The following is a 13,986-nucleotide window of genomic DNA, read 5'->3' on the forward strand; positions in this document are numbered from 1 at the left end:
GCTGCGGACCGCATAACGAAACCGTGACACAACGAGGTGACGCCATGAGCCAGTCCCCCCAGGCCTGGGCCGCCCAGCAGCCCGAAAACGCCCTGACCCTGCCGTCCCGCTACTTTTACGATCCAGCGCTGTTCGAGGCCGAGCGCGAGCGCGTCTTCATGGGCGCCTGGCATTTCGGCTGCCACGTCAACGAACTCGACCAGCCCGGCGCTTTCGTGGTGCGCGACATCTTCGATCAGAGCGTGATCCTGATGCGCGACCGGGATGGTGAGCTGCATGCCTTCCACAACGTCTGTCAGCACCGCGGCAACCGCCTGCTGAGCGAGACCCGCGGCGTGCAGAAGGGCGTGATCCGCTGCGCCTACCACTCCTGGTGCTATGGTGCCGACGGCCGCCTCAAGGCCGCCCCGCGCAGCGACCGCATCGAGGCCTTCAACGTCGACGACTACCGGATCCCACCGGTCCGCCTGCAGGTCTTCGCCGGCAGCGTCTACTTCAACCTCGATCCCGACGCCGCGGACATGCACGACCTCTTCCCCGGCGCCGAGGCGGCGATCCGCGACGCCATCCCTCATCTCGACGAGATGCGCCTGATCCAGGAGGACGACGTCATCGTCCCGGCCAACTGGAAGGTGATCATGGACAACTCCATCGAGGGCTATCACTTCCAGCTCTCGGGCCCCTGTCACGTGGATCTGGCGTCGCTGATCGACTTCTCCGGCTACAAGCTGCGCCACCACGACAACTGGTGGACCTACGGCGCCCCGCCCAACCGAGAGGCCACCGAGGCCTACGGCGAGCCCATCGGTCGCCCGGTGGAGGACGGCGACGGCTTCTTCAACATCGGCCTGTGGCCCCACAACACCTTCTACCAGTTCCCGTTCTCCCAGTGCATGGGCACCTTCATGATCATCCCGCTGGACGCCGAGCGCAGCATCCTGCGCTTCGGCTACTACAGCGCCCAGGGCCCTGACGCCCTGCCCGAGGTGGCCCGGGCCAGCATCCGCTGGATGAACGAGGACCTGGGACCGGAGGACATCGAGCTCAACGTCACCACCCAGAAGGGCCTGCGCTCCCTGGGCTACGACCAGGGCCGCTACATGATCGACGCCGAGCGCAGCAACGAGAGCGAGCACCTGGTGCTGAACTTCCACCGTCTGGTGCATCGGGCCCTGCACGGCGAGGACGGAGCCGGGTCATGAGCCCCCAGGGTGCCTTCACCGGCAAGCGGGTGCTGGTCACCGGCGGCGCCCGCGGGATCGGCGCCGCCACCGTGCGCCGCTTCCTCGCGGAAGGCGCGACGGTGGCCATCGGCGCCCGCCGCGCGGCCTCCGTCGACGCCCTGTGCCACGAGCGGGGCGACGGGGCCCGGGTGGTCGCCGCCCCGGGACCGCTGGAGGACCGCGCCTCCTGCGCCGCCGTGGTCGAGGCCGCGGTGGCCGGGCTCGGCGGGCTGGACGTGCTGGTCAACGCCGCCGGCGTCTTCGAGGAGCTGCCCTTCGAGGCCGTCACCCAGGCCCACTGGGACACCACCTTCGCCGTCAACGCGGCCGGCACCTTCTTCACCCTCCAGGCCGCCCTGCACCACCTGGAGGCCAGCGGCGGCAACGCCGTCAACCTGGGCTCGGATGCCGGGCTGATCGGCTTCCCGCCGAGCAGCGTCTACTCCGGGGCCAAGGCCGCGGTGGTCAACCTGACCCGGGCGCTGGCGCTGGAGCTCGCCGGCCGCATCCGCGTCAACTGCGTCTGCCCGGGCAACGTCGCCACCGACATGATCGACGCCGCCGCCGAGGCCAGCGGTGATCGTGAGGCCTACCTGGCCGCCGCCCGGGCCCGCTCGCCCCTGGGGCGCATGGCCCGGCCCGAGGAGGTCGCCGACGCCATCCTCCACCTGGCCTCGCCCCGGGCCGGCTTCACCCACGGCGCCATCCTCTCGGTGGATGGCGGCGGGGTCTGCGGCTTCTGAGCCGCCGCCAGACAACAACACACGAGGAGATTCCCCATGACGAAGCATCACGACACCCTGCGCACCGGCCTGCTGGCCGCCGCCCTCGGCGCCGTCGCCCTGCCCGGCCTCGCCCAGGCCGAGGAGGTGCGCTTCGCCACCCCGCCCTGGCCCGGCGCCACCGTCAAGACCGAGGTCGCCAGCCAGCTGCTGGAGCGTCTCGGCTACGCGACCAGCGTCAAGGAGGCCAGCACCGCCATCATCCTGGAGGGCTTGGTCGGTGGCGACATCGACGTCGACATGGCCCTGTGGCGCCCCTCCCAGGGCGGCATGCTCGATCCGCGCCTGGAAAGCGGCGAGCTAGTCGAGGTCGTCCACAACATCCAGGGCGCGCGCTTCAAGCTCGCCGTGCCCGGCCACGTCTGGGACGCCGGCGTGCGCTCCATGGCCGACCTGGCCGAGCACGCCGACCGCTTCGACCACAGCCTCTACGGCATCGAGCCCGGCAACGTCGGCAACGAGATCATGCAGGACGCCATCGACGACGATGCCTACGGCCTGAGTGACTGGCGGGTGGTGGCCTCCAGCGTCACCGGCATGCTCTCCCAGCTCGAGGCCAACATGGACGGCGAGCGCTGGACCGCCTTCCTGGGCTGGGAGCCGCACTGGATGAACGTCGTCTATGACGTGCACTACCTGGAGGACCCCGAGGGCCTGTGGGGCGATGCCAGCAGCGTCTCCACCGTGGCCAGCGCCGCCTTCGTCGAGCGTGCGCCCAACGTCGCCGCCTTCCTCGAGCAGATGGTGGTGCCCATCGAGGTACAGAACGCCTGGGTCCACGCCTTCAGCCGCGAGGAGCGCCCCCTGGAAGCGGTGGCCGGCGACTGGCTCGACGCCAACCCCGAGCGGGTCGGCGAATGGCTGGAGGGCGTGAGTGCCGCCGACGGCGCCACGCCGGCCCTCGAGGCCTATATGGACGCCTACCTGGCCGACCGCTAAGCACGCATACCATCCCTCTGCCTACGAGATGGGCTGATCCGGCGACAAGCCCCGGTGAGCCGGACCTTCGCGAGGGCGCTGTAGTCCCTTCCCTGGGCGCTACATATGCCCTCCCTGGCAAATGCTCCGCCTTGCCACCGGCGCCCATCGTCCTGGGAGTTCGACACGAGCCCCCAGGCCCTGGAGTCATCATGAATCCGACCCCTGACTACGACTACATCATCGTCGGCGCCGGCTCGGCGGGCTGCGTGCTCGCCGACCGTCTGTCCGCCGACGGCCGCTACCGGGTGCTGCTGCTCGAGGCCGGCCCCAAGGACCACTCCTGGACCATCCATATGCCGGCGGCCATGGGCGCGGCCATCGACGGCCCGCGCTTCAACTGGCACTACTGGTCCGGCCCCGAGCCCCACCTGGACGACCGCTACGTCGCCACCCCCCGGGGCAAGACCCTGGGCGGCTCGTCCTCGATCAACGGCATGGTCTATATCCGCGGCCATGCCCGGGACTACGACGCCTGGGCCGAGGCCGGCTGCCAGGGCTGGGACTACGCCCAGGTCCTGCCCTACTTCAAGCGCGCCGAGGGCCATGCCCTGGGCGGCGACGACTACCACGGCGCCGACGGGCCGCTGCGGGTCAGCCCGGGCCGGCCCACCGACCCGCTGTCCCGAGCCTTCCTGGAGGCCGGCGAGCAGGCCGGCTATGGCGCCAGCGCCGACGTCAACGGCTACCGCCAGGAAGGCTTCGGCCGCATCGACCGCACCACCTGGAAGGGGCGGCGCTGGAGCACCGCCCGGGGCTACCTGGCCCGGGCCCGCACGCGTCCCAACCTCACGGTGATCACCGGCGCCCTGGCCGAGAAGGTGCTGATCGAGGACGGTCGCGCCCAGGGCGTGGCCTACCGTCGAGGCGACCGACGCGTCGAGGTGTCCGCCAGACGAGAAGTGTTGCTGGCCGGCGGCGCCATCAACAGCCCCCAGCTGCTGATGCTCTCCGGGATCGGCCCGCGGGACGAACTCGAGCGCTGGGGCATCGACGCCACCCACTCCCTGGAAGGGGTCGGCCGCCGACTCAGCGATCACCCGGATACCGTGGTCGCCTACCGCTGCCCCCGGCCGGTCTCCCACGCCCCCTGGACCCGGTCGCCGCGCAAGTGGTGGCTGGGCATGCGTTGGTTCGCCGATCGCGGTGGCCTGGCCGGCACCAACCTGTTCGACGCCGGCGCCTTCATCCGCTCGCGGGCCGGGGTCGAGCACCCGGACCTCCAGTTGACCTTCATGTCACTGGCCGTCGAGCCCGGCACCGTGGAGGCCCTCAAGGATCACTCCTTCCAGGTGCACATCGACCTGATGCGCCCCACCAGCCTGGGCCGAGTGCGCCTGGCGGACAGCGACCCTGCGAAGGCCCCGGAGATCCTCTTCAATTACCTGGCCACCGAGCGCGACCGCGCCGACATGCGCGCCGCGGTGCGCCTGGTCCGCGAGCTGATCGAGCAACCGGCCTTCGACGGCCTGCGCGGCGAGGAGATCACCCCGGGGCCGGACTGCCAGAGCGACGAGGCCCTGGACGCCTGGGCCCGGGCCACCACCGAAACCGGCTATCACGCCGCCGGCACCTGCAAGATGGGCCCGGCGAGCGATCCCGAGGCGGTGGTCGACCCCGAGCTGCGCGTCCACGGCCTGGACGGGCTGCGCGTGGTGGACGCCTCCATCATGCCGACCATCGTCAGCGGCAACACCAACGCCCCGACCGTGATGATCGCCGAGAAGGCCAGCGACCTGATCCTCGGTCGCCCCGCATTGGCACCCAGCAAGGCGCCAGCGTGGATCCACCCCGACTGGCAGCACCAGCAACGCTGAGGAGGTTCCCATGTCCGATCGCCTGTCGCTGATCCTGACCCGTCACCGCCGCCTGACCCCGTCCGTCGTCGAGCTGACCCTCGAGGCCGCCGACGGCAAAGAACTACCGCCGGCCCCGGCCGGGGCGCACCTAGAGCTCGAGCTGCCGGGCGGGCTCGCCCGACACTACTCGCTGCTCGACGACGGTGCCGACGGCCGCTATCGCCTGGGCGTGCTGCGCGAGCCCGACTCCCGGGGCGGCTCGACCTTCCTGGCCGACGAGGCCCGGGAAGGGCTCGCGCTCGCCGCCTCGACGCCCCGGGACCGCTTCCCGCTGGACGAGACCGGCGGCCGCCAGCTGCTGGTCGGCGGCGGCATCGGCATCACCCCGCTGGTGGCCATGGCCCGGCGACTGTGCGCCCGAGGCGTCACGCCGGAGGTTCACTATCTGGTGCGCCGGGAGGCGGACGCCGCCTTCGCCGACGAACTCGCCGCCCTGCTGCCCGAGGGCGCGCTGCGCCTGCACGTCTCCGCCCGGGACGGCCGCGCCGAGGTAGCCGAGCTGGTCGGCGAGGTGGACGCCGACACCCGGATCCATGCCTGCGGCCCGGAGGGCCTGCTCGCCGCCCTGGAGGCGGAGGCCGACGCCTGGCCGGCGGGCTGCTTGCGCCTGGAGCGCTTCCGCGGCGCGGCGCCGGACACCACGCCCCGGGACGGCCAGTGCGAGGTCGTGCTGGCGCGTAGCGAGCGGACCCTCACCCTGGCCCCCGACGAACCGCTGATCGAGGGCCTCGCCCGCGCCGGCGTCGCCCCGCCCACCCTGTGCGGGGAAGGCGCCTGCGGCACCTGCGCCTGCGGCGTGATCGAGGGCGCCGTGGACCACCGCGACGTCCTCCAGGACGACACCGAGAAGGCCGCCAACGACACCCTCTATGCCTGCGTCTCCCGCCCCGCGGGAGCACGTCTCGTGCTCGACCTCTGAACCCCCGACCCAAGACAACGAGGAAACCCCATGCCCTTGACCCATAATGACTGGAAGCGCCGAGCCGCGGCCCTCGAGGTCGACGGCCACGCCTGGATCGACGGACGCCGCTGCTCCGCCGCAGGCGCCGCCACCCTGGACTCCATCAACCCCATGACCGGCACCCCGGCTGCCGTTATCGCCGCCTGCGACGCGGCCGACGTGGACCGCGCCGTGGCCGCCGCCCGGACGGCCTTTGTCGCCGGCGACTGGGCCCGGGCCGAGCCCGCCGAGCGGCGCCGGGTGATGCTGGCCATCGCCACCGAGATTCGCATCCACCGCGAGGAGCTGGCCCTGCTCGACAGCCTGGAGGCCGGCAAGTGCATCAGCGAGGCCCTGGATGACGCCGAGGAGGCCGCGGTGCTCTTCGACTGGTACGGCGAGCTGCAGGACAAAGTCTATGACCGGGTCGCGCCCTCGCCGGCCGGCGTCCAGGCCACCGTCACCCACGAGCCGCTCGGCGTGGTGGGTGCCGTGGTGCCCTGGAACTATCCGCTGCACAACGCTGCCGTCAAGCTCGCCCCGGCGCTGGCCGCGGGCAATAGCCTGGTGCTCAAGCCCGCCGAGGAATCCTCGCTCTCTGCTCTGCGCCTGGCCGAGCTGTGCGATATGGCCGGGCTTCCCACGGGAGTACTCAACGTGGTGCCGGGCCATGGCCACCTAGCCGGTGAGGCCTTGGGCCGCCACGGCGACGTGGATGCCCTGGGTTTCACCGGCTCCACCGAGATCGGCAAGCGCTTCCTGGTCTATGCCGGGGAGTCGAACATGAAGCCGGTGTGGCTGGAGTGCGGTGGCAAGAGTCCACTTGTGATCTTCGAGGACTGCCCCGACCTGGAAGCGGCGGTGGACGCCGCGGTGGCGGGGATCTTCACCCATGCCGGCCAGGTGTGCTCGGCCCACTCTCGCCTGCTGCTCCAGGACGGCATCCACGACGCCTTCCTCGCAGCCCTGGACGCGCGCCTGGTGGACCTGGTCCCCGGCGACCCCCTGGACCCGGCCACCCGGCTAGGCCCGCTGGTCAGCCGCGCCCAGTTCGACCGGGTCTGCGATTACCTGGCCATCGGCCGGCAAGAGGCTACCCTGCGCCATGGCGGCGAACCGCTGAAGACGGCCGGCGGCGAGCTCTTTATCGCCCCCACGGTGTTCACTGGGGTCATCCCCGAACACCGGCTATTCCACGAGGAAATCTTCGGCCCGGTGCTGGCGGTGAGCCGCTTCAGTGACGAGGCCGAAGGCGTAGCACTCGCCAACGATAGCCGATACGGCCTGGCCGCCTCGCTATGGACCACCGACCTGAGCCGAGCCCATCGGCTCTGCGATGACTTGCAGGCGGGCACCGTGACGGTCAACGGCGTAGACGCCGTGAGCCCTCAGACGCCCTTCGGCGGCATGAAGCAGTCCGGCATCGGCCGCGACTACGAGCTGGCCGGCATGCACAAGTACATGGCCCTGAAGACCCGCTGGATCCACTACTGAGCAAGGAGCCCATCATGAGCGAGATCCCCGAGATCCCGGGCACGCCCCGGGAGCAGCTAGCCTGCGCCTTCCGCTGGTTAGCCCGCCTGGACCTACACGAGGCCACCGCCAACCATTGCAGCCTGGCCACCGCCGAGGGCGGCGAGCGCTTCTTGATCAACCCGGCGGGTCGCCACTTCGCCGAGCTGCGCGCCAGCGACCTGCTGGAGGTCGAGGCCCGGGGCGGCGAACGTCCCGCGGGGCTCGACCCCACCGCCTGGGCCATCCACGGCGCCATGCACCGCCAAGGCCGCGAGGTGGGCTGTATCCTGCACACCCACTCGCTGTACGCCACCGCCCTGGCGTGCCTGGAGGCTCCCGAGCTGCCGCCGGTGGAGCAGAATGCCATGCGCTTCTTCGAGCGCATGGTGGTCGACCACGGCTTCGACGGCATGGGCCTGGGTGACGAGGCGGAACGCCTCGGCCGTCTGGCCGGCGAGGCGCCGATCCTGCTGCTGGGCAACCACGGCGTGCTGGCCACCGGCGCCGATGTCGCCGAAGCCTTCGATAACCTCTATTATTTCGAGCGCGCCTGCCGCTCCTACCTGGTGGCCCGAGCCAGCGGCCTGCCGCTGGCGCCGGTGGCCCCCGAGGTCGCCCGCAAGACCGCCGCCCAGTGGGACGACTATGCTCGGGCGGGCGCCCCCCAGGCCCACTTCGCGGCGCTGATGCGCCTGCTCGACAAGGAGGGCGACGACTACCGGAACTGAGATCGCGCCATGCCCGACACCCCTGCCGCCTCGCCCCCCTATCGGCTCGGCATCCTGCTGCTGCCGCAGTTCTCCTTCGCCGGCCTGGGGGCGCTGCTGGATCCGCTGTTCATCGTCAACTGGCTGGCCCAGGAACCGCGCTTCGAGTGGCGGCTGCTGGGCGGCGAGCCGACGGTGCCCGCCTCCAACGGCGTGCCCCTGGGGGTGGCGGTCGACTGGCCGGCGCCCACCGAACTGGACGGGGTGCTGGTGTTGGCCAGCTTCGAGACCAAGGCGCTCACCGACGACCGCCCCCTGGCCATGTGGCTGCGCCACTGCGCCGCCGCCGGCGTCCAGCTGGGCGGTATCGAGATGGGCAGTGAGGTGCTGGCCGCGGCGGGGCTGCTCGATGGCGAGCGCGCCGCGGTGCACTGGGACAACCTGGAGGGCTTCCGCGAGCTCTATCCCCGGGTGGAGGCCGTGGGCGAACTCTACACCCTGGGCGCCGCCCGCCTGACCTGCGCCGGGGGCACGGCGGTGCTCGACATGATGCTGGCCTGGCTAGCCGACCGGGTGGAGGCGCCGCTGATGGAGGAGCTGCGCAACCACCTGCTGGAGCGTCGACAGCGCCCGGGGGGCACCGCCCAGCTGGCAGCCGCCCCAGAGCACCAGCCCCAGACCTCTGCCCAGATGCGCCGGATCATCCGGCTGATGCGCCGGGCGATCGAGGCGCCACTGTCCAGCGCCGAGCTGGCCGCCGAGGTGGGACTCTCGGTGCGCCAACTCGAGCGACGCTTCAAAGCCGAGCTGGGCGTCACGCCAAAGCGCTATTACCTCTGGCTGCGCATCAACCGCGCCCACCGCCTGCTGCAGCAGACCGATCTCAGCGTAGCCGAGGTAGCCGCCAGCGCCGGCTTCGGCTCCCTGGAGCACTTCTCCCGCGCCTATCGGCGTTTCTTCGGCTGCGCGCCAAGCCAAGACCGCCTCCAGTCCCGGGATGCGCCGGTGCTGCCGGTGCGCCACCTACCCCACCGCATCTAGGGAAACGCTGGTTGTTGCCAGGCTCGACGATCCAAAGGGAGGCAGGACGTGCATGGGTGCGTCAGCAACGAGCCTAGCTATTTCTGGGCCCTTCCCGCCTTCGTCTTGAGGTGGGTGGACATCTTGCTTAGCATGCAAGCCTTTTCGCCACACGGTAAAACCATGTCGCCGCCCACCGCCTCTGAGTCGGCTTCCGGCGAGATCAGCCTCCGCCACGCCCTGGCCGGCGGCCTGATCCTCACCGGACTGTTGACGCAGATCCTGACGTTCACCGGACTCGTTACCTTGAATCATCTGGTGAGCTACTGCCTGTGGCTGGCGACGGCGCTGCTGTGGCGGGATATTCCACGCCGCACGAGGCGACAGGCGGGCCTGCTGGCCGTGATCGGCCTGACGCTGCTTGTACTGGCCCAGGTCTGGCAGGGCGCCGAGGTCGACTGGCCGGGCATCCTCGATGGCAATACCTTCGTGGTCGCGATGCTCGTGGGGGTCAGCTTCATCGGCCTGATCGGCAACCTGCGCGGCCGCTCGCGCCCGCCTGGAAAGGCCCTGACCGGCGCCCGGGGCGTGCTCGGCACCTGGCTGGGCGTGCACCTGCTCGGCTCGATCCTCAACCTCTCCACGGTCTTCATGGTCGGCGATCGCCTGGAGCGACGCGGCCCGCTGACCACGCCGCAGCTGCTCGGCCTCAATCGCGGCCTCTCCAGCGCCGCCCTCTGGTCGCCCTTCTTCGCCTCCATGGGGGTGGTGATGACCCTGGCCCCCGAGATGCACTACGCCACCATCCTGGCCTTCGGACTGCCGCTGGCCATGGCCGCGGGGATACTGACGGTCGGCGAGCTCTCGCACCGCTTCGAACTGGCCGACACCGCCGGCTTCTCGCTGTCACCGCGCAGCCTGCTGATGCCGGTGAGCATGGCGGCCACGGTGATGGTGTTCCACTATGGCCTGACGCCAGAGCTCTCCATCGTCAGCATCATCACCTTCCTGATGCCCGGCATGGCGCTGCTCGCCAACCTGCCCCGGGGCCTGCACTGGACACGCCAGCGCGTTCACCAGCACGCCATCACCCGACTGCCGGCGATGCGCGGCGAGATCTCGCTGTTCCTCTGTGCGGGGCTCTTGACCGTGGGACTCTCGACCTTCATCGACGCCGCCACCGACAACGACTGGACGCTGTTCACCGACTTCGGCCCGGCACAGGCCATGGCCAGCTTCCTGGCCATCGTAGCCAGCGCCGTGGCCGGCCTGCACCCGATCATCGGCGTCTCGGTGCTCGCCTCGATGCTCGACCTCGATGCCCAGGACCAGACTCTGTTCGCCTTCGTGGCCCTCGCCTCCTGGGCCGTGGGCACCAGCGTCGGGCCACTGTCGGGCATCAACCTCTCGCTGCAGGGACGCTACGGGGTCAGCGCCACCGGGATGATGCGCCAGAACCTCGGCTACGCCGCGGCCATGACCGGGCTGGTCCTGGTCGCCATCCTGCTCATGGAGCGCCTGCTGTAGGGCGATGATGGTGGGGTTATCCCGGGCGCCTGGCGGCGCTCCGGCAGATTACTTCGGCGCGCGAACGAAGTAGCGGTGGCCACACTGGTGGCAGGGCTCGATCCGGGTGACGCCCTCGAGCTCGACGATGGCATCGCAGTGCACGCAGGCCATGCGCCCGGGGGCGGCCATTTCGCCGGCCACATAGTCGGCGCGTGATGCCTCCAGGTCGTCTTCGAGCTGCGCGCGCTCGGTCACGCTGCGATCGGCGATGGAGAGCAGCGAGTCGACCACCTTGCGCGACAGCATGGAGAGGTCGATGCCCAGCCAGGTGGCCACGCTCTCGCCGCCGGCATTGAGGTAGCGGCGCATCTCCTTGAGGTCGCGCTCCACCCAGGCGCGCAGCAGCGAGAGCTCGTCCTTGGTGAACTCCTCGAGCTCGGCCTCGAACTCCACCGCCTCGTCCAGATCTTTCTGCAGGTTCTCCCAGGTCAGTTCATCGGCGCCCTCGCGCAGCCGCTCGAGCATGCGCTCGTAGCCCTCGCGAAGGCGGTGTTCCTGATGCGGCTCCTTGTGCTCACTCATGTTGCTCTCCTCGTTTCGCGACAGGGCTTGCGGGCCCGGCGGTGCTGCCCCATAGCCGCCGGACGCCGTGCTGGGGTATCCTAGCGCACAGCCAGTTATTCCATTTAGACGACATCCCGCCGGTAATTCAATGGTTTCGCGCCGCGCAGGCGCTCGACCTTGAGCCCGGGCAAGGGCCGCTGACACCCGCGGCGCCGAGGCGCTGCGCTCGACTTGCAAGGTACCCGAAGAGAGCGATGGACGCACAGTACAAGCCCCACGAGACCGAACGCGACGCCCAGCAGTTCTGGGACAACAACCAGTGCTTCAAGGCGGTGGAAGACGCCAGCCGCGAGAAGTTCTACTGCCTGTCGATGTTCCCCTACCCCAGCGGCAAGCTACACATGGGGCATGTGCGCAACTACACCATCGGCGACGTCGTCTCCCGCTACCAGCGAATGCAGGGCAAGAACGTCATGCAGCCCATGGGCTGGGACGCCTTCGGCATGCCGGCGGAGAACGCTGCCATCCAGAACCGGGTACCGCCGGGCCAGTGGACCTACGACAACATTGACTACATGCGTCGCCAGCTCAAGGCGTTGGGCTTCGCCTACGACTGGAGCCGTGAGTTCGCGACCTGCGATGTCGACTACTACCGCTGGGAACAGTGGTTCTTCACCAAGCTCGTCGAGAAGGGCCTGGTCTACAAGAAAATGTCCACGGTCAACTGGGACCCGGTCGACAAGACGGTGCTCGCCAACGAGCAGGTGATCGAGGGCCGCGGCTGGCGTTCCGGCGCCCTGGTCGAGCGTAAGGAGATCCCGCTGTGGTTCCTCAAGATCACCGACTACGCCGAGGAGCTGCTGGCCGACCTGGACAAGATCGACTGGCCCGAGCAGGTCAAGACCATGCAGCGCAACTGGATCGGCAAGTCGCGCGGGGTGGAACTGACGTTCGACATCCAGGCGTCTGACGGCGGCGCTGCCGAGCCGCTCTCGGTCTACACCACCCGCCCCGACACCCTGATGGGCGTGACCTACGTCGCCGTGGCCGCCGGCCACCCGCTGGCCAAGCAGGCCGCCGAGGGGAATAGTGAGCTCGCCGCCTTCGTCGAGGAGTGCGCCCACGGCGGCACCTCCGAAGCCGAGCTCGCCACCATGGAGAAGAAGGGCATGCCGACCGGCCACCTGGCCGTGCACCCCCTCACCGGCCGCGAGGTGCCGGTCTTTGTCGCCAACTTCGTCTTGATGGAGTACGGCACCGGGGCGGTAATGGCGGTGCCCGGCCACGACCAGCGCGACTGGGAGTTCGCCACCAAGTACGGCCTGCCCATCGAGGCGGTGATCGCCGACGCCAACGGCGAGACCCCGGACCTCACCGAGGGCGCCCATGACGACTACGGCACCCTGATCCACTCCGGCGAGTTCGACGGCCTGGACTTCGACGCCGCCTTCGAGGCCATCGCGAAGCGACTTGGCGAGCTCGGTCGCGGCGAGGTGAAGACCAACTTCCGCCTGCGCGACTGGGGCGTGGCCCGCCAGCGGTACTGGGGCGCGCCGATCCCGGTCAAGTACGGCCCCGAGGACCAGACCGTGCCGCTCAGCGACGAGGAACTGCCGGTCGCCCTGCCCATGGAGGTCACCGTCGACGCCACCGGCTCGCCGCTCAAGCGCATGCCGGCGTTCTCCGACCTGGGCGACGGCTGGACCCGCGAGACCGACACCTTCGACACCTTCATGGAGTCCTCCTGGTACTTCGCCCGCTTCTGCTGCGCCGATAACCAGGAGGCGATGCTCGACGAGCGGGCCAACTACTGGCTGCCGGTGGATCTCTACATCGGCGGCATCGAGCACGCCATCCTGCACCTGCTTTATGCGCGCTTCTTCAACAAGCTGATGCGCGACTTCGGCATGGTGGAGACCGACGAGCCCTTCCAGCGCCTGCTCACCCAGGGCATGGTCATCGCCGAGACCTTCTACCGCCCCGCCGATAACGGCGGCAAGGAGTGGTTCAACCCGGCCGACGTCGAGGTAAAGCGTGACGACAAGGGCCGTCCGGTCAGCGCCGTGCTGGTCAAGGACGGTGAGCCGGTGGAGATGGGCGGCATCGAGAAGATGTCCAAGTCCAAGAACAACGGTGTCGACCCGCAATCGATGATCGACCGCTTCGGCGCCGACACCGTGCGCCTGTTCATGATGTTCGCCGCCCCGCCCGAGCAGTCCCTGGAGTGGTCCGACTCCGGCGTCGAGGGGGCTAGCCGCTTCCTCAAGCGCCTGTGGCGCCTGGTCAGCGAGCACCTCGCGGCCGGCTCGCCGGCTACCCTCGATGCCCAGACCCTCCGCGAGGGCCTGAGCGACGACCAGCGCGACCTGCGCCGCAAGACCCATGAGACCATCAAGAAGGCCGGCGACGATATCGGTCGCCGCACGACCTTCAACACCGCCATCGCCGCCGTGATGGAGCTGACCAACGCGCTCTCGAAATTCGACGACGCCTCGCCCCAGGGACTCGCCGTATCGCGCGAGGCGGTGGAGGCCTGCGTGCTCCTACTCGCTCCGATCACCCCCCACGCCTGCCACGCCCTGTGGGCGGAGCTCGGCCACGACGAGCCGGCGATCGACGCTGCCTGGCCCCAGGTCGATGAGGCGGCCCTGGCCCGCGACAGCATCGAGCTGGTGGTGCAGGTGAACGGCAAGCTGCGCGCGCGCATCGATGTCGACGCCGCCGCGGACAAGGCCGCCGTCGAGGCCCAGGCCCTCGCCGCCGAGAACGTCCAGCGCCACCTCGAGGGCAAGAGCGTTCGCAAGGTGATCGTCGTGCCGGGCAAGCTCGTCAATATCGTGGTGGGCTGATCGCCACGCCCCCTTCATCGCGCCCGACGGGAGACTGACC

11 protein-coding genes are annotated in these 13,986 nt (G+C 69.9%); 10 read left to right on the forward strand and 1 reads right to left on the reverse strand.

All coding sequences use genetic code 11. The annotated features are described in order from the left end of the window. The first annotated feature begins 44 nt into the window (after window positions 1-44). From BM388_RS12010 to BM388_RS12050, 9 genes are all read left to right on the forward strand, one after another. Window positions 45-1,202: an aromatic ring-hydroxylating oxygenase subunit alpha gene (locus tag BM388_RS12010; RefSeq protein ID WP_089850470.1), complete on the forward strand. Its 1,158-nt coding sequence runs from the start codon at window positions 45-47 to the stop codon at window positions 1,200-1,202. Beyond that, a complete protein-coding gene (locus BM388_RS12015) occupies window positions 1,199-1,966 on the forward strand; it encodes an SDR family NAD(P)-dependent oxidoreductase (RefSeq protein WP_089850472.1) in 768 nt (255 codons plus the stop codon). Before BM388_RS12010 ends, BM388_RS12015 begins: the two co-directional genes overlap by 4 nt. A 36-nt stretch (window positions 1,967-2,002) precedes the next feature. Further along, a complete protein-coding gene (locus tag BM388_RS12020) occupies window positions 2,003-2,944 on the forward strand; it encodes an ABC transporter substrate-binding protein (protein ID WP_089850474.1) in 942 nt (313 codons plus the stop codon). Between the two features lie 191 nt (window positions 2,945-3,135). Beyond that, complete coding sequence (locus tag BM388_RS12025; protein ID WP_089850476.1) at window positions 3,136-4,800, forward strand: choline dehydrogenase; 1,665 nt, start codon at window positions 3,136-3,138, stop codon at window positions 4,798-4,800. 10 nt (window positions 4,801-4,810) lie between these two features. Further along, a complete protein-coding gene (locus tag BM388_RS12030; protein WP_089850478.1) occupies window positions 4,811-5,761 on the forward strand; it encodes a PDR/VanB family oxidoreductase in 951 nt (316 codons plus the stop codon). A gap of 30 nt (window positions 5,762-5,791) precedes the next feature. Beyond that, window positions 5,792-7,276 (forward strand): aldehyde dehydrogenase family protein, encoded by a 1,485-nt coding sequence (locus BM388_RS12035; RefSeq protein ID WP_089850480.1) that lies wholly within the window; start codon window positions 5,792-5,794, stop codon window positions 7,274-7,276. A 14-nt stretch (window positions 7,277-7,290) separates the two neighbouring features. Next, window positions 7,291-8,025 (forward strand): class II aldolase/adducin family protein, encoded by a 735-nt coding sequence (locus BM388_RS12040; RefSeq protein ID WP_089850482.1) that lies wholly within the window; start codon window positions 7,291-7,293, stop codon window positions 8,023-8,025. Window positions 8,026-8,034: 9 nt separating this feature from the next. Then, on the forward strand, window positions 8,035-9,045 hold the full coding sequence (locus BM388_RS12045) for a GlxA family transcriptional regulator (protein ID WP_089850484.1): 1,011 nt from the start codon (window positions 8,035-8,037) through the stop codon (window positions 9,043-9,045). A gap of 162 nt (window positions 9,046-9,207) precedes the next feature. Continuing rightward, window positions 9,208-10,551 carry a hypothetical protein gene (locus BM388_RS12050; protein ID WP_089850486.1) on the forward strand — a complete coding sequence of 448 codons (1,344 nt, stop codon included), beginning with the start codon at window positions 9,208-9,210 and terminating at the stop codon, window positions 10,549-10,551. A gap of 48 nt (window positions 10,552-10,599) precedes the next feature. Here BM388_RS12050 and BM388_RS12055 read toward each other — a convergent pair whose 3' ends face one another. After that, entirely contained in the window at window positions 10,600-11,115 is a 516-nt protein-coding gene (locus BM388_RS12055; RefSeq protein ID WP_089850488.1) for a zinc ribbon-containing protein, read from the reverse strand. 236 nt (window positions 11,116-11,351) lie between these two features. Between BM388_RS12055 and leuS the strand changes: the two genes are divergently transcribed. Beyond that, window positions 11,352-13,946 carry a leucine--tRNA ligase gene (leuS, locus tag BM388_RS12060; protein ID WP_089850490.1) on the forward strand — a complete coding sequence of 865 codons (2,595 nt, stop codon included), beginning with the start codon at window positions 11,352-11,354 and terminating at the stop codon, window positions 13,944-13,946. Window positions 13,947-13,986: the final 40 nt, after the last annotated feature.

Source organism: Halomonas saccharevitans (assembly GCF_900116405.1).
In the GTDB taxonomy this organism is placed as follows: Bacteria; Pseudomonadota; Gammaproteobacteria; order Pseudomonadales; family Halomonadaceae; genus Halomonas; species Halomonas saccharevitans.